This is a genomic window from Cloacibacillus porcorum (assembly GCF_001701045.1).
Taxonomy (GTDB): domain Bacteria; phylum Synergistota; class Synergistia; order Synergistales; family Synergistaceae; genus Cloacibacillus; species Cloacibacillus porcorum.
Genome location: NZ_CP016757.1, coordinates 1,601,414 through 1,620,382 on the forward strand (window position 1 = coordinate 1,601,414; position 18,969 = coordinate 1,620,382).

An 18,969-nucleotide genomic window follows, 5' to 3' on the forward strand; every position below is an offset into this window, starting at 1 on the left:
AGCGGTTTTGTGATATTCTTTTAGAAAATATATTATGAAGGAGCGGACGACCGATGGGAGATAAATCTGTGCGGCTGCTTGTGAGTGCCTGCCTTCTGGGGATGAACTGCCGCTATTGCGGCGGCGGCTGCGAGGATGGGCGCGTCGTTGCTTTGCTGGAAGAGTGCTGGCTGGTACCGGTCTGTCCCGAACAGCTCGGCGGGCTGCCGACGCCGCGTGCGCCCAACGAGATACTGAACGGGCGCGTGGTCGAGTCTGACGGGCGGGACAATACTGAGGCCTTTGAGAGGGGAGCGCAGGAGGCGCTGCGCGCGGCGAAGCTCCTCGGCTGTGATTTCGCCCTGCTCAAAGAGCGCAGCCCCTCCTGCGGCTCGAATATGATATACGACGGCAGTTTTACCGGCAGGCAGGTACACGGCGCGGGCGTCACGGCGCGGCTGCTTGCCGCGCATGGAATAAGGGTGTTCAGCGAGGAACATATCGAAGACTTGAGGGGGGCGTTGAATTGGTACAGGCGGGTATTCTGGTAGTACGTAAAGACGAGCTGGAACATAAACGGTGGAGCGGCGGAATCACAACCCAGCTGGCGATATGGCCCGAGGGAGCGGATTACGGCGCGAGAAAATTTGACTGGCGCATCAGCTCGGCGGTCGTTGAGGATGAGGAATCGGTATTTACGCCGCTTCCCGGGATACACCGGCACCTGATGCTGCTTGAGGGCGGCATCGAGCTTACGCACGAGGGGATCGGCAGCCGCGTGATGATACCGCTCGCCGATACGGAGGAATTCGAGGGCGAATGGAAGACGAAATCTTCCGGCAGGTGTGTTGACTTCAATCTTATGACGGTCAAAGGTTACGGCGGAAAGATGGAATCTGTCGCCGCTAATAAAAAGATAAAACTGCCCATGCCACAGGAGCTGCGCTGCTGGTACGGCCTATACGCGATCGCGGACGGCGTCGCCGCCGAGGTGGAAAAGGATGGCCGTTTCGCGCGGGTGACGCTCGAGCGGGGAGACTTTATTCTCATCACGTATCTTCCCGCGCCCGGCGAGGAGATCTCGCTGACGCTGGGCTCCGACGCGGCGGTTCCCGCCGTGAGCGCCGCCGTCTGGCAGGAGAGCTGATTGCTGCCGCCGGAGGTCGGCCTCTGCCGCATAGAAAAACTCCAGTTCGCGCCGGAATCACGCTGGGAGGAGGCCGTCGTCGTCGAGCCCGGCGGCTTAATGACGGAACTTTCGGCGTGGCTGGACTCTCTTCGCGGCGGGCGGCTGGGCTTTGAGGCCTTCTTCGGTATGCCGTATGACGGCGGCCGTCTTTCGGCCTTTATCGGTATGCGGCTGGAAATTTCGGATGAAATCAGGTCACTGATCGCTGATGCGGCGAAGTTCTTTCCTGCGTGGCGGCCGGTATCCGTCGGCGGCCTCCTGGCCGAAACGGAACGAAGGCTGGGGCTGCGCCTCTTTGCCGGGGAACCGGCCTTTATGGAGCTGGGGCTGATAAACCGCTGGAAATCCTTCGGCGGGCTTACCTTCTGGCGTAGGGGCGAAGGATATCCCTCCGGGAAGTTCACGGAGGCGCTCGCCGCCGCGCCGCGTTATCTTGGAAATTTGCCCGCGCCGCCCGCGATAGAGACGGCATATTCCGCGCCCGTTCCCCACTGGTTTGGAGTCTCTGTCGCCTCCCCGTCCGCGGAGGGCGGCTATCTTCTCGATATGAAGGCGGCGGCCGCCTATCTTGAGGCCGCCGCGCTCATTTAACGGTAATTCTTTATTACCTCTCGCAGAGTCCCCGGAAAAAGGAGAAGAGCGCCGAGGCGGCCAGCGCCGCCGTGCGGTGGTCTTCGTCGAGAAGCGGCGAGACCTCCATAATGTCGAGGTACTTTACCTTAACGCTGCGCCCGGCGAGATAGGCGATCTTATCCAGCTCCGGGGCCTTGAGGCCGCTGGGGTTGCTCGCCGAGGCTCCGGGAGCCTCGGTGCTGCGCACCGCGTCGATGTCGAGAGATACGGCGATCGCCCGGTTATTTTTCCCGGCGGCGTTCAGCGCCTGGAGGAAAAATTCCATCACCCTCTCCGAGACCTCGCGCAGGGTTATCACATGGCCGCCCTGCTCAAGCACCCAGTTGTAGTAATAGGGCGAGTTATACTGCTCCTGGATGCCGAATTCTACGAAGGCCTCGCCGCAGAGCGCCCTGTCCGGCAGCTGTGTCAGCGCGCGGTAAAATGAGGTGCCGCTGTTGATGCCATTTTCGTCGCTGCGCACGTCAAGGTGGGCGTCGACGTTTATCAGCCCCATGCCGTCGCGTCCGATCTTCGCGCCCTTTACGAGCCCCGCCACTCCGGGATATGTGAGGTCGTGGCCGCCGCCCAGAACTATCGGCAGGCCGCCGCGCGCGACGATCTCCGCGACCGCCTCGGTCTCCGCCGCGTGGACCTCCGCGAGCGTCAGCTCTTTCGTGCTGACGTTGCCGACGTCGACGATCCGCAGGCGGTGAAAGTCGCCGCTGAAACCCGGCGTCAGACGGTAGAGCCGCCGCCTGATATCGTCCGGCCCTCCGGCCGCCCCAGCGCGTCCCTTGTTCGCCGTTATGCCGCGGTCTTCGGGGACGCCGATGATTGCGACAGTCCCCTCCGTTACGTCCTCTATCTTTTCGCGGGTGATGAGCTCGCCCAAGCGGCGGTCCTTAGGATCGTTCCTGCTGTAAAAAAGGCCTCTGTCCGCCGCGTCTATTTTATATTTCATAATTAAACTGCCTCCTTAGAGTGGCCTAACGCCCAGATAATTTTATCCTCCGTCGCTCAAGTACACAAGCCGCCGCGTTATAATAACGTCAAACCAAAGTTTCAGTTAACGTAAAATAACGCAGCGGCGGCCTTGATTCAGGCAAGAGACCGAAATAAAACGGCTCTCATGCGTGGGGCGTTCAGGGAAATTTTATTATCGGTCTTTCAGCGCGGCCCGCCGCCGATCCTTTCAAGCGCCCAGGCGGCGGCTTCGCGGACTATCGGTTCACCGCGCTCTATCGCGGTCTTCAGCGCCGGTATATAACCGGCGTCGTTCGTGTTGCCGATGGCGATGGCGGCGTTGCGGCGAAAGACCTCGGGTTTGCGGATATAGTTATACATTATCGGCCTTACGACCCTTTCGTAGTAGGCGTCGTCCATGAACAATATCTTTTCAAGGTCGAACTCCCTTTTCAGCAGCTCCAAAAACGGGTCTTTCTCCGCCGCCCCCCTCATGACCGGTATGTTGCGCGGGCAGGCGGTCTGGCAGCGGTCGCAGCCATGGATGAGGGTGCCGTTTGCCTCCATGATGTCGGCGGGCACGGCGCTGTCCCGCATGTGGCTGTAGAGCAGGCACCTCTGAGGGGCCAGCTTGCCTGGCGCGTAGAGCGCGCCGGTAGGGCAGGCCTCCACACACTTACGGCAGCCAGACGGACAGTCGCACCTTACGGTAGGGGCGTCGTATTCCAGCTCGGCCTCGGTCAGGTATGTGTAGAGGATTACAAAAGAACCGCAGTCCTCGGCGTAGGCGAAGTTGTTGCGCCCGTAGGTGGTGACGCCGGCCCGCGCGCAGCAGAGCCGCTGCGGCAGCTCTTTGTCGCCGTCGTACACGCGGCATCCCAGCGAGGTGAGATAGTCGTGCAGCGCTCGCGCGCGCAGCCCGCAGATGGAGTCCGGCAGGGGGACATAGGCGCGGCTGAGATAGGCGCGGGCGACACTTGCCGTCAGCTCCTCCGGATAGGCTAACCTTGAATAGTCGTAAACGGCGCATACAATGGATTTAGCTCCGGGCATGATGCCGCGCGGACGTACTCCTTCGATGAGATAGGATCTCTCCGGGTCTTCGCTGCGGTCTGGATTGATCCATGGACGATATCCAGGGCGGTCATGAAGCTCGGCCTCGTATTCTGGAAAGTCGTCGGCTGTCGTTATTCCCACCTTTGCGAAACCAAGTTCCAGCGCGCGGCGTTTGATCTTTGAAGTTAAAAGTTTTTTATCCATGCTGGCTCCTCCTGATAAGACCGGTATTTTTATTTTTTAGCATCCAACGGCGTCATGCGCACCCGGCCCTTCTATACTAACAGTGTTGATAACAGGAATCAAATTGAACGATTTGAATTGTTAATTCAAAAATATTGAATTACTAAGACATGGCGAAGGCGGCGCAAGGCGCAGAAGATATATTCAAGCCCCAAGACTGGCGGTGAGGTCCGACTGCGATTTTGCCCTCACCGCTTTCAGAGTAGGGGGACGGGCGCTATAATATCGTCAGAGACAATGACTATCGAGAGAAGAGTGATCTGATTGAAGTCCATCAACGCGGCGGACTTTGAGCCGGAGGTCCGCAATGCCTCCGCCGTGAAGCCGGTGATACTTGATATATGGGACCCGGGCTGACCTCCCTGTCTGGCGCTCGCGCCTAAATTCGCGGCGCTGGGCGAAAGATACGGGGACCGTATCATATTTCTCAAGATGAACAGGGCGGAGAACCGGGAGATAATGAAGACGCTGGCTCTGCGCGGCGTTCCGACAATCATCTTTATGAGCGGAGGCACTGAAATATGCGGCCGCCTCACGGGCGACGCCGAAGCCACCGCGGAGAATATCGAGGCGGCGATAACGAAGATCCTGGCCGTTTAGACTATGAGGACTAAAGAGATATGGAGGTTTGAATGATGAGGAAATTGATTGTTTTAGCGGCGCTGTTTCTGCTTTACGCCCTCCCCGCATCCGCCGCCGCGCCGTTTCATATCGGCGTCGTTACGGGAACGGTCTCGCAGGGAGAGGATAATGTCCGCGGTGCGGAAAAGCTCATCTCGATGTACGGCGACGCCTCCAAGGGCGGCATGATAAAGCATGTCACCTACCCGGACAACTTCGGCGCGGAGATGGAGACCGTCATCAGCCAGATAGCCGGACTCGCGGACGACCCAAAGATGAGGGTCGTGGCGGTTATGGAGGGCGTTCCCGGTACGGCCGAGGCCTTTCGCCGGATAAAGGAGAAGCGCGGCGACATCCTTTGTCTCACGGGGCAGCCGCAGGAGGACCCGAACGTTATCGGCGAGGTCGCGGACCTGGTCGTGAACTCCGACAACCTCGCGATGGGCTACATCATGCCCGCGGCGGCTAAAAAGCTCGGCGCCAAGACCTACGTGCACATATCCTTCCCGCGCCATATGAGCTACGAGCTGCTCTCGCGCCGCCGCAAGATAATGGAGGCGGCCTGTAAAGACCTCGGCCTGCGCTTTGTCTTTGAGACGGCCCCCGACCCGACGAGCGACGTCGGCGTTGCCGGAGCGCAGCAGTACGTTCTGGAAAAGACCGCCGCCTGGCTCAGGAAATATGGAAAAAACACCGCCTTCTTCAGCACCAACGACGCGCAGGTCGAGCCGCTGCTGAAGAAGATAACGGAGCTCGGCGGTTACTATGTGCAGACCGATTCGCCGCTGCAGGGCTACGCGGGCGCGCTGGGCATCGACCTAAGCAAGGAGAAAGGCGACTGGAAGGCGATCCTTGCCAAGATAGAGAAGGCCGTCGTCGCTAAAGGCGGCAAGGGGCGCCTCGCCACCTGGGCCTATCCCTCTGGCTACTGCATCACCGCCGCCCTCGGCGAAATTGGCAAACGCGTAGTGGAGAAGAGGGCGAAGCTGAACCGCCAGGCCGATGTGATGAAGGCCTTCGCGGTTTTTTCTCCCGGGATGACCTGGAACAGCAGCGCCTATACCGACGCCGCCACTGGAGTGAAGATGAAAAACTTCCTGCTCATCTACCAGGATACCTACGTCTTTGGCAGAGGACCTCTCGGAATGGACAAGATAAAGGTCCCCGAGAAATACTATCGGATGAGGTGAACCGTTGTTATGGACAAAACCAAAGATGCGCCCACAGCTCGAAAGGCGTCATTACATCTCGAAAATGGTCTGTATGCCCCTCTTGCGTGGCGTGAATGACGACGACGGCAGCGGCTTTCGTCGGGATACGCGTCGCGTCGAAGGCCTTTTCTTTTTCAGCAGGGGATATTCTTATTTTAAAATTTGCGTTATAATAGTAGCATGGTTAACAATAAAGAGCAAAAATTAAAATCATTGGTTGGCATACGGATATCAGGAGTTCCTTTACTTGCATCGTATCTGACGAGGTCGGGCATATCGCCGAACTTGCAGCAGTATTATCGGCGAAGCGGGTGGCTTGAGCGGATCGGGCGCGGCGCTTATATCTGGCCTGGCGACATGCTCGATTGGCAGGGTATTCTTTATGCTCTTCAATCGCAGATCAATATGCCGGTCCATATAGGGGCGAGGACGGCGCTCGCGCTTCAAGGATATGCGCAGTTTCTGCGGGGAGAAGGGGAGCGCGTCTTTATATTTTCCGGTCAAACGCGTATCCTTCCGGCGTGGACAGCGGATGCGGCCGGACTTACGAAGTTTTGTCTCTGCCATACGTCGTTTCTGACGGACGATCGTGCCGGTATCACGGATATACCTCACAAGACCATCTCCATTCGCTGCTCCAGCCCGGAGAGGGCGATACTTGAAACATTGCACCTCGCACCGCAGACGATAAGCTATAGCGAGGCGTACCAGCTGACAGAAAATCTCGACACGCTGCGTCCCCAGCTGCTGCAGGAGCTTCTGTCGGGCTGTAATTCCATACGCGTCAAGCGGACGTTTTTGCTATTTGCGGATCGCGCTGGTCATTCGTGGGCACAGCGGCTCGACCGGGATAAAATATCCCTTGGCAAGGGGGTGCGCAGTTTGGGCAAGAATGGCGTTTATCTCGAAAGATACGGTCTGGTGATACCCCAGGAACTGAATCGGTTATGGCAATGAACTGTTTCGCTCAATCTTACATGGAGCAGCTTCACCTTGTTGTGCGGATTCTTCCGGCGATTGCGCGAAATGGTGCGTTTGCGCTCAAAGGCGGAACTGCCATCAATCTTTTCGAGCGCGGACTGCCGCGCCTGTCAGTCGATATCGACCTCTGTTACCCGCATTTCAGCGAACGCGCCGAAGCCCTTGGCTCTATTGTCAAACATCTGACATCGATCAGGCAGGACTTATCAAAGCGTATCCACGGGATAAAGTTTGTCAATCTTGGCGTGGAGTCGCTGGAATATAAGCTGCTTTGCCGGACGCCTGAAGCCATTGTCAAAATCGAGGTGAACACTACGATGCGCGGCCACGTCTTTCCCATACGCACGATGCCCGTGCACCCAGACGCCGAAGAAATTCTCGGCCAGTACACGGAGATGCCGGTGATATCGAGAGAGGAGTTATACGGCGGAAAAATCTGCGCTGCGCTCGACCGCCAACACCCCCGCGATTTGTTCGATTTGGCTCCGTTTCTATCGGGTTCGGGAAATGGCTTCGACAGGCGAATTGTCCTTGGTTTCATCATCTGCCTGTTGAGCCATAATCGCCCACTCCATGAGCTGCTCGCACCCAACGCGCACGATATGAAGGAGGCGTTTGACAACCAATTTGTTGGAATGAGCGCTATGCCCTTTACCTATGAGGATTACGTCAAGACGAGGGAAATGCTCTTCGCGGCTCTTCCCGCCCTATTGGACGACGCCGACCGGAAATTCCTGGTATCGTTCGCCGAAGGTGCCCCCGATTGGAGCCTCTTTGAAGTTCCAGACGCTGCGAGGCTCCCCGCGATACTCTGGAAGCTTCGCAATATCGATATATTGAAAGAACGTTCCCCTCGCAAATTCGACGATCAATGCGCGATCCTGCGTGAAGTATTGAAATAAACAGCGAACGGTGTATGTAAAGTTTTCAACGAACACAGCCTTCCATTATTTCCATCTTCTTTACGTTATATCTTCCCTGAGGGGCATTATTGATTGTGACGCCGGTATTATTGATATACATTAAGATTTTTATCCTTCCCTCTTTTTTCTTGTTAAATGGCGCGGCGAATGTCTATATACGGTGCGTAATATTCCGTCTCTGCCGTGCGCAAAAGTTATATAATATTGGCAATAGATAAAACGAAAGGAATGGTGGCAGCAATGAAGGAACTGAAGATGTTTATGTTCGAGGGATGCCCGCACTGCAAACGGGCTGAGGAGATGATATCGGAGCTGCTTGCCAGGCACCCGGAATACAAAGAGGTGCCCTTCGTCATGATCGACGAAAAGAAGGAGCCCGAAGTTGCCGACAAATACGATTATTACTACGTCCCCACATTTTTTGTCGGCAGCGAGAAGATCGCCGAGGGAGTTCCCACCGAAGAGGGTGTGGAAAAGGCATTCAGCACGGCATATAAAGGATAGGCGGGGAGAACTTGAAGAACGTTGAAGATCTGGAAATAATGGAGCTGGTGGGCGGTACGCCGCTCTACCGGCTCAAAAGGGACGGCGGCGGCGCGCAGGCCTGGATAAAGCTTGAGGGCGGCAACCCCGGAGGCTCGATCAAGGACCGCGCCGCCTGGGGTATGCTGAAAGAGGCGCAGAAAAATGGCCAGCTCACGGAAAAGACGGTGATTGTGGAGCCGACGAGCGGCAACACAGGCATCGGGCTTGCGATGCTCGGACGGGCGCTCGGTCTGCCGGTGGTTCTGACGATGCCGGAATCGATGTCGCAGGAGCGCCGCGCGGTGCTCGCCGCCTTTGGCGCGAAGCTTGTGCTGACCCCCGCCTCCGAGGGGATGGCGGGCGCGGTAAACGAGGCGAAAAGAATGCTGGCCGAGGATGCGAACGCGCTGATGCTCGACCAGTTTTCCAACCCAGGCAACCCGCGCGCGCATGAGGAGAGCACGGGGCCGGAGATCCTGGCCCAGCTGCCCGACGGCAAGAAGCTGGCGGCCTTTGTCGCCTCTTTCGGCACCGGCGGCACCGTCACAGGCGTTGGCCGCGCCCTGCGCAAAGAGTTTCCCGAGGTGAAGGTCATCGCCGTGGAACCGGCGTCCAGCCCTCTGATCACCAAGGGCAAGGCCGGTCCGCATAAGATCCAGGGGATCGGCGCGAACTTTGTCCCCGCGAACCTCGCCGTCTCAGAGATCGACGAGTTCATGACCGTCACCGACGAAGATGCTCTGTCGACCGCGCGCCGTCTGGCCGCCGAGGAGGGCCTTTTCAGCGGCATCTCCACCGGAGCCAACGTCTGGGCGGCGCTGAAGGTGGCGGCCGACCTCCCGCGGGACAATGTCGTCGTCACGGTCCAGCCGGACCGCGGCGATAAGTACCTGAGCATTTTTTCCAGTTAATTTTCCGCAAAAGGCTGTACAAAATAAAGAATTACTGATAGTTTATCAGAGTAAAACCTTTTGCTGGAGGAGTTATATGCCACAGGTCGATCAAAATATAAAGGAAAAGATGCTCTTTATAAAAAAATTTGTCGCGGAGCCGCGTATGATCGGCAGCATTACTCCCAGCTCCCCGCAGCTTGTCGCCTCCATGCTCTGTAATGTAGACTGGGACAAAATCGCCTGTATCGCGGAGTTTGGCGCCGGTACCGGCGTTGTGACGAAGGCGATCATGAAAAACAAGCTGCCGCAGAGCAGGCTCTTTGTATTTGAGATAGAGGACGACCTCAGGCAGAAGCTGATACGCGATACGGGGCTCGATATCTACGACGACGCGAGGCGGCTGCCGCATGTACTCAGAGAGGAGCGGCTTCGCAAGGTCGATCTGATAGTCTCCGGCCTGCCTTACGCGGTTCTGCCGCAGGAAGTCACCGCCGCCGTGCTCGACGGTATCTCCCGCACCCTCGCCGAGGACGGCATGTTTGTCGCTTTTCAATATTCCCTCCATATGAAGAGCGCCTTTGAGCGGATATTCAAAGAGGTCAAAATTCGATTTGTGATGATGAACATCCCCCCGGCCTTCGTATATGAGTGCCGGGGATTAAAGGGATAGGCAAAGGGCCGTATTTCCCTGAAAGGCGGATGATGCCGGTGGAAAGCAAGATCGCCCTCTTCACTGATAAAGATGTTACGCTTGAGGTTCCCGTATCTCCCGAACGTGATACGGTTTGGCTGACGGCAAATCAAATGGCGTTATTGTTTGATAAGGATGAGAAGACGATTCGCAAACATATCAACAATGTCTTTGCCGATGATGAGTTGTCTTTGGAGAACAACACGCAAAAAATGCGTGTTGTTGGCGTGAAGCAGCCGGTGGCTATTATGATTGCGGAATCCCGCACCGAGGAAAAGTTGGATGATTCAGTTGTCGCAAAATTTGCGACAACTGCCGCCGATGGAAAGACCTGCTAAATAAATTATCCGTACACAAAGCGAGGAGCCCCGGATTTTTCAGGGCTCCTCTTCTGTTATCGCGAATGATTTTTTAATAGGCGTCCGCGGGGGCGGCGGGGAGGTTTTCGAGCTTCTTGCGGCTCTCGCGCACCTTGCTGGCCTCTTTTTCCGCGTAGGCTTCGAGCTTTGCCGTCAGTTCGTCGTCGGTCGCCGCGACGATGCGCGCCGCCAGCAGGCAGGCGTTTTTCGCGCCGTTGAGGCCGACGGAGGCGGCGGGGACGCCGGGGGGCATCTGCGCGATCGAGAGCAGCGCGTCAAGTCCGTCCATCGCGCCGCCCTTGACGGGAACGCCGATGACGGGCAGCGTGGTCGCGGCGGCCACCACTCCGGGGAGCGCCGCGGAGAGTCCGGCGACGGCGACAAGCGCCTTGATGCCGCGCTTGCGCGCGCCCTTCGCGTAGTTCTCGACGTCCGCGGGCGTGCGGTGCGCCGAGGCGATCGCCACTTCAAATTCTATGCCGAGCTCCTCAAGGACTGGCGTTCCCTTTTCCACGACGGGAATGTCCGAGGCGGAGCCCATGATGATGCCGATTTTCGGTGCCATTTTATTTCCTCTTTTCGTAAGCGAATTTATTATCTCTTCAGCGATTTGTCGCCGATGTCGTTCCGGTAGTGGGCCTTTTCAAAGCTGATCTTTTTCACCCTGCTGTAGGCGCGTTCGCGCGCCGTGGGCAGATCGTCCGCGAGGCCGACGACGGTGAGGACGCGGCCGCCGTTCGTGACCAGCTCGCCCCTGTCGTTGAGCTTCGTACCGGCGTGATAGACGAAGGTGTTTTCAATTTCTTCGTCGGCGCCGCTGATGGGGCAGCCCTTTTCAAAGGTGTCGGGATAACCGCCGGAGGCCATGACGACGCCGAGGGCGACCAGCTTCGCGCCGGGCCAGGGTATATCGGCCAGCTCGCCTTTGGCGCAGGCGAGGATCACCTCGCCAAAGTCGCCGCCGAAGGCGGGCAGCACCACCTGCGTCTCGGGGTCGCCGAGGCGCACGTTATATTCGAGGACGGAGAGCGAACCGTCGGGCTTGATCATGATTCCCGCGTATATCACGCCGCAGAAGGGAATCTTTTCCGCCTTGAGGCCGTCGACCGTCGGGGTGAGGACCTCGTCTGTGACCTTCTTCATGAAGGCGTCGTCGACCCAGGGCACGGGCGAGTAGGCCCCCATGCCGCCGGTATTGTTCCCCTTGTCTCCGTCGAGCGCCCGTTTGTGGTCCTGGCTCGAAGGCAGGATGCGCACCGTCTCGCCGTCGGTGATGGCGAGCACGGTCATCTCCATGCCCTGAACGTAATCCTCGACGACGATGAGGTTGCCCGCGGTGCCCAGCTTTTGCTCCTCGAGCATCATGCGGCAGGTCGCGACGGCCTCATCGTAGCTTTCCGGGAGGAAGGCGCCTTTGCCGGCAGCGAGGCCGTCGGCCTTGACGACGAAGGGCGCGCTGCGTTTTGCGAGCGCGGCCTTGCATTCCTCGAGGTTGGTGCAGAGGTCGAAGTCGGAGGTGGGTACGCCGTGTCTCTTCATGAACTGCTTGGAGAAGGCCTTGCTGCCCTCGAGGCGCGCGCCGGAGGCTCCTGGGCCCATGACGAGGATGCCCGCCTCGCGCAGCGCGTCCGCCGTACCGGCCACAAGCGGCGCCTCAGGTCCGACGAATACGAGTTCGATGCCGAGTTTTTCGCAGAGCGTCTTCATCGCCTGCGGATCGCAGGGATCTCCGGCGTGGCACTGCGCGAGCTTCGCGATCCCCGGGTTGCCGGGGCAGCAGTGCAGTTCGCTCGTTATCTTTGATTTGGAGAATGCGTGGACGACCGCGTGTTCTCTGCCGCCTCCGCCTAGTACCATTACCTTCATTTTAGCGGCTCCTAATGCCTGAATGTGCGGCTGCCGCCGGCAAAGAGGCTGAGTCCGAGCTCTTCGGCCTTCTCAAAGACCTCGTTGTCACGGATCGAGCCGCCCGGTTCGATGACGGCGATGACGCCGGCCTTATGGGCCAGTTCGACGGAATCCGCGAAGGGGAAGAAGGCGTCGGAGGCCATTACAGACCCCTTGGCCTTGTCTCCCGCGAGCTTGATGGCGTACTCCGCCGCGTCCACGCGGTTTGTGAATCCGCCGCCGATGCCCACCGCCGCGCCGTCCTTGACGAGCACGATGGCGTTGCTCTTGGTGATCGCCGCGGTCTTCCAGGCGAAGATGATGTCCTCCCAGAGGTCCGGGCGCGGCTTACCGTGCCACTCGCCCTCGGATTGACGCGGCAGGGCGGGGAGCTTGTCCTCCTGGACGAGGAAGCCGCAGCGGTTGCCGAGGATCTGCAGCTTCGGCGCGTAGCCGGGCAGTATCTTAAGGACGCGGAGATTGGGCTTCTTTTCTTTCAGGTATTCCACGACGCCCTCCTCGAAGTCGGGGGCGGCCAGTATCTCAAAGAAGGTCTCGGTGACAGTCTTCGCCGTATCCAGGTCCACTTTGCGCGTCATGCCGATGATGCCGCCGAAGGCCGAGACGGGGTCGCAGGCGAGCGCCTTTTTAAAGGCCTCGATGGGCGTCTCTCCGCGGGCGGTGCCGCAGGGAGTCGTATGCTTGACGATCGTGCAGGCGCAGCTGTCCTGGAATACGGAGCAGCCGCGAAGCAGCGTGTCGAGGTCGAGCAGGTTGTTGTAGGAGAGCTCCTTGCCCGATAGCTGTTCAAAGGGACGCTGCTCAAGCGGGGGCATAAAGAGCGCCGCCTGCTGGTGCGGATTCTCGCCGTAGCGGAGCTTCTGCTCCATACGCAGCGGCAGCACCTTGTCGCCATCCACCTCGTCGGCGATGCCCAGCTCGCGGCAGAGGCCGCGGTAGATGATCGAATCGTAAGAGGCGGTGCAGCGGAAGGCCTTGAGCGCGAGCTCCTGCTTGAATTCAAGCGTGAACTCCTGCTTTTTCTCAAGCTCGTCAAGGACGCGCGCGTAGTCGCCGATCTCGGTGACGACCGCGACGTGGCAGTAGTTCTTCGCGGCGGCGCGGATCAGCGAGACGCCGCCGATGTCTATCTTTTCTATAAGCTTGTCGAGCTCCGCGCCGCTCTTCGCCGTCTCTTCAAAGGGGTAGAGCGTGCAGACGACGACGTCTATAAGGGGGATGTTGAATTTTTCCCGGTCCTCCTCATCCTGGGCGAGCCCGCGTCTTGCGAGTATTCCTCCCATGATCGTGGGATGCAGCGTCTTCACCCTGCCGCCGAGTATCGCGGGCAGCCCCGTCATATCGACGACCTCCGTGACCGTTACGCCGCCCTCTTCGAGGTGCTTGGCGGTGCCGGAGCTGGATACGATCTCATAACCGTGGGCGGCAAGCCCCTTCGCGAGATCAAGTATGCCCGTCTTATCCCAGACGGAGATGAGCGCCTTTCTAGTTTCCATCTTTTCCATCCTCTTCACCCTTCCATTGATCGATATCTACCGGATGTTTCTCCAGAAATTCTTTCAGAGTGCGTTTATAGAGCTGATGTTCCACCGCGTGTATCTTCGCTTCCAGCGTCTCAAGCGTGTCGTCGGCGGTGCGCCGGACCTTTTCCTGCGCGAGGATCGGGCCGTGGTCGACCTCCTCGTCCACAATGTGGACGGTGACGCCCGTCTCCGGAACTCCGGCGTTCCAGGCGTCGAGGATGCCGTGCGCGCCGGGAAAGGCCGGCAGCAGCGCGGGGTGGATGTTGATGATCCGCCCCTTGAAGCGGCGCACGAACTCGGGCGAAAGAACGCGCATGAAGCCGGCAAGCACTATCCAGTCGCTGTGCGTCTCCTCGACCGCCGACGCGATGGCCTCTTCCGCCGCGGCGCGTCCGTCGCGCTTATAAAAAAAGACCCGCGTCTGCGCTCCGAGTGCGGCAGCCGTGGAAAGCCCCTTGGCCTCCAGCCGGTCGCTGCCGACAAAGGAGACCTGCGCCGGCAGCTCACCGGTAATGGAGGCCTTTAAAAGCGCCTCCATGTTCGTTCCCGTCCCCGATATGAGTATCGCTATCCGCGGGATGTACATTTAATGACCTCGCCGATGACGACGGGTTTTTCTCCAAGCGGGGCCAGCGCCTCTTCGAGCCGCTTCAGCTCCGTTGCGTCGATGACGAAGACATAGCCGATGCCGAGGTTGAATACCCGCTGCATCTCCTCTTCGTCGATCCCCGCGCTCTGGATCAGGTCAAAAATCGCCGGACGTTCCCATGATTTGAAGTCCACCGCGATATCCAGATGCTTGGGGATGATGCGGATGACGTTGCCGTACATGCCGCCGCCGGTGATGTGAGCCATCCCGTGGACGACGCCGGTCTTGATAGCGGCGAGCGCCGCCTTGACGTAGAGCTTCGTCGGGCGCATCACCGCCTCGGCGACGCTCTCCTTCCAGCCCTTGGGGGTGCTGTCGAGAGGGATGTCAAGCCCGCCCTTTCCAAGGGCGCTGCGCACGAGGCTGTAGCCGTTGCTGTGGACTCCAGAGCTGGGGAGCCCGACCAGAAGGTTGCCCTCCTGGATATTGCTGCCGTCGATGATCTTGTCCTCGTCGACGATGCCGACCGAGAAACCGGCGAGGTCAAAGCCGTCGGCTCCGTAGACGCCGGGCATCTCGGCGGTCTCGCCGCCGAGCAGCGCGCAGAGGCTCTCGTCGCAGGCGTCGATGACGCCCTCCACTATCTGCTTCAATATCGTTTCGTCAAGCTTGCCGCAGGCCGCGTAATCGAGGAAGAAGAGCGGACGGGCGCCGACCGTCACCAGGTCGTTGACGTTCATCGCCACCAGGTCCTGCCCCAGCCCCTTATAGAGCCCCGTCGCTTTGGCCAGCTCGAGCTTAGTCCCGACGCCGTCGCAGCAGGCGGCAAGGCACTGGCCGCCGCCGATGCGGTATAGTCCGGCAAAGCCGCCGACGCCGCCGACGCAGTTCTTATCTTTAGGGTGCTTTGACAGCAGCCCCTTTATCGTCTCCACCCAGGCGTCGCCGCCCGTGATGCTTACTCCAGAATTTTCGTAACTGAGCTTACTCATCGGCTCTTTACTCCTATCCTTTAAGGTAACCGCTGATTATATGTGCCGCCTGCGTCACGGACAGGCCCCGCCTGTGGCTCCAACGTATTTTTATATACGCCTCCGCCCCATGCGGGGCCAGCCCGTTTAGCGTCTGACACATCTAATCAGCGGAACGCACATTTTTGTTTTGCTGAACGGATTCTGTTTAATCAGCGTTCCTCAAGATATTTGCCGGTGAAGCAGGCGGTGCAGAGCTTATCCTCCGGCAGTCCGATCGCCGCTATGAGATCCTCTTCCGTGAGATAATCGAGCGAATCGGCGCCGACCTTCCTGCAGAGTTCGTCGAGCGTCATGCGCACCGCGGCGAGGGTCTCCTCTTTCCGTGTGTCGATACCGTAACGGCAGGGGTGGAGCACCGGCGGCGAGGCGATACGGAGGTGGACCTCCGCCGCGCCGCAGTTGCGTATCATCGAGACGATGCGTTCGGCGGTGGTGCCGCGCACGATCGAGTCGTCTACGATGACGGCCCTCTTATCTTTGAAAATCTCGGCGATGGGGTTCAGCTTTATCTTCACGCCGAGTTCGCGCACCTTCTGTGTCGGCTGGATGAAGGTGCGGCCGACATAGCGGTTGCGGACGACCCCCATCTCGAAGGGGGTGCCGGCGGCCTGCGCGTAGCCGATCGCCGAGATCGTGCCGCTGTCGGGCATCCCCGCGGCGAGGTCCGCGCCGCCGCAGGGCGACTTGCGGGCCAGGCGGCGGCCCATCTCTTTCCTGGCCTCGTAGACTGAGCGCCCGTCGATGATGCTGTCGGGGCGCGCCGTATAGACATATTCAAATGAACAGTGCATGCAGCGTCCGCACCGCTCCTGGCGGACGCGCAGGCTCTTCATGCCCTTCGCGCCGATCACGACGATCTCGCCCGGTTCGACGTCGCGCAGCAGCTTCGCGCCGACGATGTCGAGCGCGCAGGACTCCGAGGCCGCGTAATAGGTTCCGTCGCGTTCGCCGATCACAAGAGGCTTGAAGCCGTACGGGTCGCGGGCGGCGACGAGCGAATCCTCAAGCAGCACCGCGATCGCGTAAGAACCTTCGAGCTTTTTAAGCGCGTCGACGAGCGCGTCTATCGGCTGCATGTGCGACTTCTGGGCCATCATGTGAAGGATGGCCTCTGAGTTCGTCGAAGACTGGAATATCGCTCCGCGCTGTTCCAACTGGCGCGTGAGTTCCGCAAGATTCGTCACCAGTCCGTCATGCGCGATGGCCACGGGGCCGCGCGCATAGTTCGCGCAGATCGGCAGCACGTTATGCAGCTGCGAACTTTCCAGCGGCACATACCTCACATGGCCGATGGCGCAGTTCGCGCTCTCGCCGGCCAGGCGCTGCTGGTCTATCGCGTTGTGCAGCAGCCCCATGCCGCGCACGGAGGCGACGTGGCCGTCCTCGGCCCAGGCGATGCCCGCCGATTCCTGGCCGCGGTGCTGCAATGCGTAAAGGCCGAGATAGACCTCTTCGAGGACGGGCTTATTTGTTGTGCTGTAAGCGCCAAAGATTCCGCTCATGGCTGGTTATGCTGATATTCTCTTCCAGATCTCTTCATATGCTCCGAGGACGTCTCCGAGATCCTTGCGGAAACGGTCCTTGTCGAGGTGGTCGCCCGTCGAGCTGTCCCAGAAGCGGCAGGTGTCGGGCGAGATCTCGTCCGCGAGAATAAGGTTGCCCTGCATGTCCTTGCCGAACTCCAGCTTGAAGTCTACGAGCACGACGCCCTTCTTCGCGAAATAATCCTTGAGGATTTCGTTGACGCGCAGCGATATCGACTTGATCTTGTCGAGCTCTTCCTCAGTCGCCCAGCCGAAGAGCAGCGCGTGGTCCTCGATGATGAAGGGATCGCCGAGCTCGTCGTCCTTATAGCACATCTCAAAGAGCGGGCGGGGGAGCACCTTGCCCTCTTCCACGCCGAGGCGCTTACAGAGAGAGCCGGTGGTGATGTTGCGGACGATGACCTCCAGCGGCACGATCTGGACGCGCTTGACTATCTGGTTCGTGTCGTCGACCTGCTCGACAAAATGCGACTCTACGCCGTTATCGGCGAGCATCTGGAATAGCTTTGAGGATATCTTGTTGTTGAGGACGCCCTTGCCGCTCATCGTCGCCTTTTTCTGGCCGTTGAAGGCGGTGAAGCTGTCCTTATATTCAACGATCACATAGTTCGGGTCCTCGGTCGTGTAAAGCCTCTTGGCCTTGCCTTCGTAGATAAAATCCTTCTTTGTCAGATTCATTTTGGTGCGCCTCCGCATATTCTTTATTTTTATTGGGCAGTTTTACTGTCTTTATTACTCGCTTTTATTAAACTTCCAGCAGAGACTGGTCGTCCTCTTCCTCTAAATAATTGCCGTCGAAGCAGGCCGTGCAGAGTTCGCCGAGCGGCAGCCCTATCGCTTCGCAGAGTTCGTCGCAGCTGATGTACCGCAGCGAGTCCGCGCCGATCTTTTCACACAGCTCCGGGATATCCATCTGCGCCGCGATAAGCTCCTCCGAGCTGGGGGTGTCGATACCGTAATAACAGGGGTAACGGACCGGCGGCGAGGCGATGCGCATATGCACCCTCTCCGCGCCGCTCTCACGTATCATGGAGATGATGCGTCCGGCGGTCGTGCCGCGGACCAGAGAGTCGTCGACGATGACCGCCTCCTTGCCGTCGAATATTCCCGGCTGCGGATTAAGCTTTATCTTGACCCCCGCCTCGCGCACGCGCTGGGTCGGCTGGATGAAGGTGCGGCCCACGTAACGGTTGCGGACGACTCCGGCCTCGAAGTCCATACCCGCCTCTTCGGCCAGTCCGAGCGCCGCGAACGTGCCGCTGTCGGGCATTCCCGCGACGACGGCCTCACGCGGGCAGCCGCAGCTCTTCGCAAGGCAGGAGCCGAGCCTCTTCCGCGCGCTGTAGACGGAGCGTCCGTCGATCACGCTGTCGGGCCGCGCGAAATAGACATATTCAAAGGAACAGTGATGGTGGCGCTGCGCCTCCTTCGGCAGTTTGCGCGAGATGATGCCGCGCCTGTCGATGACGAGGATCTCTCCCGGTTCGACGTCACGGACGAGCTCCGCGCCGATGATGTCCAGCGCGCAGGATTCCGAGGCGACGAAATAGGTATCGTCGCGGCGTCCGAGCACCAGCGGGCGGAAGCCCCAAGGGTCGCGCGCCGCGATCAGGCAGTCGTTGAGCAGGACGGCGAGGCTGTAGGCCCCCTTGATCTTTGAGAGCGCCGTCTCCAGCGCCTCAAGCTGCACCGTTCCCGGCTGGTGGGCCATCAGCTGAATGATCGTCTCCGTGTCGCAGGAGGTCTGGAAGATCGCCCCGCGGTTCGCGAGATAGCTCGAAAGCGCCACGGCGTTCGTCAGATTGCCGTTATGCGCGATCGCTATCGGTCCCTGCGCGTAATTCGCGCCGAGCGGCTGGCTGTCCTCCGGACGCGTACCGCCGGCGGTGGCATAGCGCACATGGCCGATGGCCGTGTGCGCCTCAACCTGCGCGAGCTCGCTCTGTGAAAGGGCCTCGTGGACGAGGCCCAGACCCTTCTTGATGTGCACGGAGCCGCCGTCGATCCAGGCTACGCCCGCCGAAAGCTGTCCCCGGTGCTGCAGGGCGCAGAGCCCGAGATATATATCCTCAAGTACCGCCGAGCCGCTCTGGCTATACGCTCCGAACACGCCGCACATCTG

The 18,969-nt window shown here is 59.4% G+C and carries 21 protein-coding genes; 11 read left to right on the plus strand and 10 right to left on the minus strand.

Annotation, left to right across the window (positions count from 1 at the left end; genetic code table 11):
- The first annotated feature begins 53 nt into the window (after positions 1-53).
- Genes BED41_RS07185 through BED41_RS07195 form a run of 3 tightly spaced genes read left to right on the plus strand, consistent with a single transcriptional unit; the run spans position 54 to position 1,759 of the window.
- The gene (locus tag BED41_RS07185; protein ID WP_084002316.1) at positions 54-530 is read left to right on the plus strand and encodes a 2-thiouracil desulfurase family protein; all 477 of its coding nucleotides are present in this window, start codon (positions 54-56) and stop codon (positions 528-530) included.
- Positions 506-1,126: a HutD/Ves family protein gene (locus BED41_RS07190; protein ID WP_066744427.1), complete on the plus strand. Its 621-nt coding sequence runs from the start codon at positions 506-508 to the stop codon at positions 1,124-1,126. Before BED41_RS07185 ends, BED41_RS07190 begins: the two co-directional genes overlap by 25 nt.
- Positions 1,127-1,759, plus strand: coding sequence for a hypothetical protein (locus BED41_RS07195; RefSeq protein ID WP_066744429.1), 633 nt, complete (start codon positions 1,127-1,129; stop codon positions 1,757-1,759). It begins immediately after the preceding gene.
- Positions 1,760-1,772: 13 nt separating this feature from the next.
- Here BED41_RS07195 and BED41_RS07200 read toward each other — a convergent pair whose 3' ends face one another.
- Complete coding sequence (locus BED41_RS07200) at positions 1,773-2,744, minus strand: formimidoylglutamase (RefSeq protein WP_066744431.1); 972 nt, start codon at positions 2,742-2,744, stop codon at positions 1,773-1,775.
- Between the two features lie 206 nt (positions 2,745-2,950).
- Complete coding sequence (locus BED41_RS07205) at positions 2,951-4,006, minus strand: epoxyqueuosine reductase (RefSeq protein WP_066744435.1); 1,056 nt, start codon at positions 4,004-4,006, stop codon at positions 2,951-2,953.
- A 405-nt stretch (positions 4,007-4,411) separates the two neighbouring features.
- On the opposite strand from BED41_RS07205, the gene BED41_RS16125 reads away from it, so the two are divergent.
- The 8 genes from BED41_RS16125 to BED41_RS07240 all read left to right on the plus strand — a co-directional run bounded on the left by BED41_RS16125 (position 4,412) and on the right by BED41_RS07240 (position 10,228).
- Positions 4,412-4,645, plus strand: a complete 234-nt coding sequence (locus tag BED41_RS16125) for a thioredoxin family protein (protein ID WP_084002317.1) — start codon at positions 4,412-4,414, stop codon at positions 4,643-4,645.
- Between the two features lie 35 nt (positions 4,646-4,680).
- Positions 4,681-5,856 (plus strand): DUF3798 domain-containing protein, encoded by a 1,176-nt coding sequence (locus tag BED41_RS07210; protein WP_066744436.1) that lies wholly within the window; start codon positions 4,681-4,683, stop codon positions 5,854-5,856.
- Between the two features lie 201 nt (positions 5,857-6,057).
- On the plus strand, positions 6,058-6,834 hold the full coding sequence (locus tag BED41_RS07215) for a type IV toxin-antitoxin system AbiEi family antitoxin (protein WP_066749086.1): 777 nt from the start codon (positions 6,058-6,060) through the stop codon (positions 6,832-6,834).
- Positions 6,835-6,875: 41 nt separating this feature from the next.
- Positions 6,876-7,760 carry a nucleotidyl transferase AbiEii/AbiGii toxin family protein gene (locus tag BED41_RS07220; protein ID WP_168160244.1) on the plus strand — a complete coding sequence of 295 codons (885 nt, stop codon included), beginning with the start codon at positions 6,876-6,878 and terminating at the stop codon, positions 7,758-7,760.
- A 225-nt stretch (positions 7,761-7,985) separates the two neighbouring features.
- Positions 7,986-8,285, plus strand: coding sequence for a thioredoxin family protein (locus tag BED41_RS07225; RefSeq protein WP_229712419.1), 300 nt, complete (start codon positions 7,986-7,988; stop codon positions 8,283-8,285).
- Between the two features lie 11 nt (positions 8,286-8,296).
- Positions 8,297-9,217, plus strand: a complete 921-nt coding sequence (cysK, locus tag BED41_RS07230; RefSeq protein ID WP_066744438.1) for a cysteine synthase A — start codon at positions 8,297-8,299, stop codon at positions 9,215-9,217.
- A gap of 76 nt (positions 9,218-9,293) precedes the next feature.
- Complete coding sequence (locus BED41_RS07235) at positions 9,294-9,869, plus strand: class I SAM-dependent methyltransferase (RefSeq protein ID WP_066744441.1); 576 nt, start codon at positions 9,294-9,296, stop codon at positions 9,867-9,869.
- A gap of 38 nt (positions 9,870-9,907) precedes the next feature.
- The gene (locus BED41_RS07240) at positions 9,908-10,228 is read left to right on the plus strand and encodes a virulence RhuM family protein (protein WP_157102294.1); all 321 of its coding nucleotides are present in this window, start codon (positions 9,908-9,910) and stop codon (positions 10,226-10,228) included.
- A gap of 73 nt (positions 10,229-10,301) precedes the next feature.
- On the opposite strand, the gene purE is transcribed toward BED41_RS07240, so the two are convergent.
- The 8 genes from purE to purF (BED41_RS07280) form a co-directional block, all read right to left on the minus strand.
- On the minus strand, positions 10,302-10,814 hold the full coding sequence (gene purE, locus BED41_RS07245) for a 5-(carboxyamino)imidazole ribonucleotide mutase (RefSeq protein ID WP_066744445.1): 513 nt from the start codon (positions 10,812-10,814) through the stop codon (positions 10,302-10,304).
- Between the two features lie 29 nt (positions 10,815-10,843).
- Complete coding sequence (gene purD, locus BED41_RS07250; RefSeq protein ID WP_066744447.1) at positions 10,844-12,115, minus strand: phosphoribosylamine--glycine ligase; 1,272 nt, start codon at positions 12,113-12,115, stop codon at positions 10,844-10,846.
- Positions 12,116-12,126: 11 nt separating this feature from the next.
- The gene (gene purH, locus BED41_RS07255; protein ID WP_066744448.1) at positions 12,127-13,662 is read right to left on the minus strand and encodes a bifunctional phosphoribosylaminoimidazolecarboxamide formyltransferase/IMP cyclohydrolase; all 1,536 of its coding nucleotides are present in this window, start codon (positions 13,660-13,662) and stop codon (positions 12,127-12,129) included.
- Positions 13,643-14,266: a phosphoribosylglycinamide formyltransferase gene (gene purN / locus BED41_RS07260; RefSeq protein ID WP_066744450.1), complete on the minus strand. Its 624-nt coding sequence runs from the start codon at positions 14,264-14,266 to the stop codon at positions 13,643-13,645. Before purN ends, purH begins: the two co-directional genes overlap by 20 nt.
- A complete protein-coding gene (gene purM, locus BED41_RS07265) occupies positions 14,248-15,261 on the minus strand; it encodes a phosphoribosylformylglycinamidine cyclo-ligase (protein WP_066744451.1) in 1,014 nt (337 codons plus the stop codon). Before purM ends, purN begins: the two co-directional genes overlap by 19 nt.
- A gap of 191 nt (positions 15,262-15,452) precedes the next feature.
- Positions 15,453-16,805: an amidophosphoribosyltransferase gene (gene purF, locus BED41_RS07270; protein ID WP_066744453.1), complete on the minus strand. Its 1,353-nt coding sequence runs from the start codon at positions 16,803-16,805 to the stop codon at positions 15,453-15,455.
- A 6-nt stretch (positions 16,806-16,811) separates the two neighbouring features.
- Entirely contained in the window at positions 16,812-17,525 is a 714-nt protein-coding gene (gene purC, locus BED41_RS07275) for a phosphoribosylaminoimidazolesuccinocarboxamide synthase (protein WP_084002319.1), read from the minus strand.
- A gap of 67 nt (positions 17,526-17,592) precedes the next feature.
- Positions 17,593-18,966 (minus strand): amidophosphoribosyltransferase, encoded by a 1,374-nt coding sequence (gene purF / locus BED41_RS07280; protein WP_066744455.1) that lies wholly within the window; start codon positions 18,964-18,966, stop codon positions 17,593-17,595.
- Positions 18,967-18,969: the final 3 nt, after the last annotated feature.

Excerpts from the sequence above, each read along its gene's own strand:
- BED41_RS07200 (WP_066744431.1), bottom strand. The coding sequence starts at position 2,744 with ATGAAATATAAAATAGACGCGGCGGACAGAGGCCTTTTTTACAGCAGG.
- BED41_RS07205 (WP_066744435.1), bottom strand. The coding sequence starts at position 4,006 with ATGGATAAAAAACTTTTAACTTCAAAGATCAAACGCCGCGCGCTGGAA.
- purD (WP_066744447.1), bottom strand. The coding sequence starts at position 12,115 with ATGAAGGTAATGGTACTAGGCGGAGGCGGCAGAGAACACGCGGTCGTC.
- purH (WP_066744448.1), bottom strand. The coding sequence starts at position 13,662 with ATGGAAAAGATGGAAACTAGAAAGGCGCTCATCTCCGTCTGGGATAAG.
- BED41_RS07235 (WP_066744441.1), top strand. The coding sequence starts at position 9,294 with ATGCCACAGGTCGATCAAAATATAAAGGAAAAGATGCTCTTTATAAAA.
- BED41_RS07185 (WP_084002316.1), top strand. The coding sequence starts at position 54 with ATGGGAGATAAATCTGTGCGGCTGCTTGTGAGTGCCTGCCTTCTGGGG.
- purC (WP_084002319.1), bottom strand. The coding sequence starts at position 17,525 with ATGAATCTGACAAAGAAGGATTTTATCTACGAAGGCAAGGCCAAGAGG.
- BED41_RS07210 (WP_066744436.1), top strand. The coding sequence starts at position 4,681 with ATGAGGAAATTGATTGTTTTAGCGGCGCTGTTTCTGCTTTACGCCCTC.
- purE (WP_066744445.1), bottom strand. The coding sequence starts at position 10,814 with ATGGCACCGAAAATCGGCATCATCATGGGCTCCGCCTCGGACATTCCC.
- BED41_RS07215 (WP_066749086.1), top strand. The coding sequence starts at position 6,058 with ATGGTTAACAATAAAGAGCAAAAATTAAAATCATTGGTTGGCATACGG.
- purM (WP_066744451.1), bottom strand. The coding sequence starts at position 15,261 with ATGAGTAAGCTCAGTTACGAAAATTCTGGAGTAAGCATCACGGGCGGC.
- purF (WP_066744455.1), bottom strand. The coding sequence starts at position 18,966 with ATGTGCGGCGTGTTCGGAGCGTATAGCCAGAGCGGCTCGGCGGTACTT.
- purF (WP_066744453.1), bottom strand. The coding sequence starts at position 16,805 with ATGAGCGGAATCTTTGGCGCTTACAGCACAACAAATAAGCCCGTCCTC.
- purN (WP_066744450.1), bottom strand. The coding sequence starts at position 14,266 with ATGTACATCCCGCGGATAGCGATACTCATATCGGGGACGGGAACGAAC.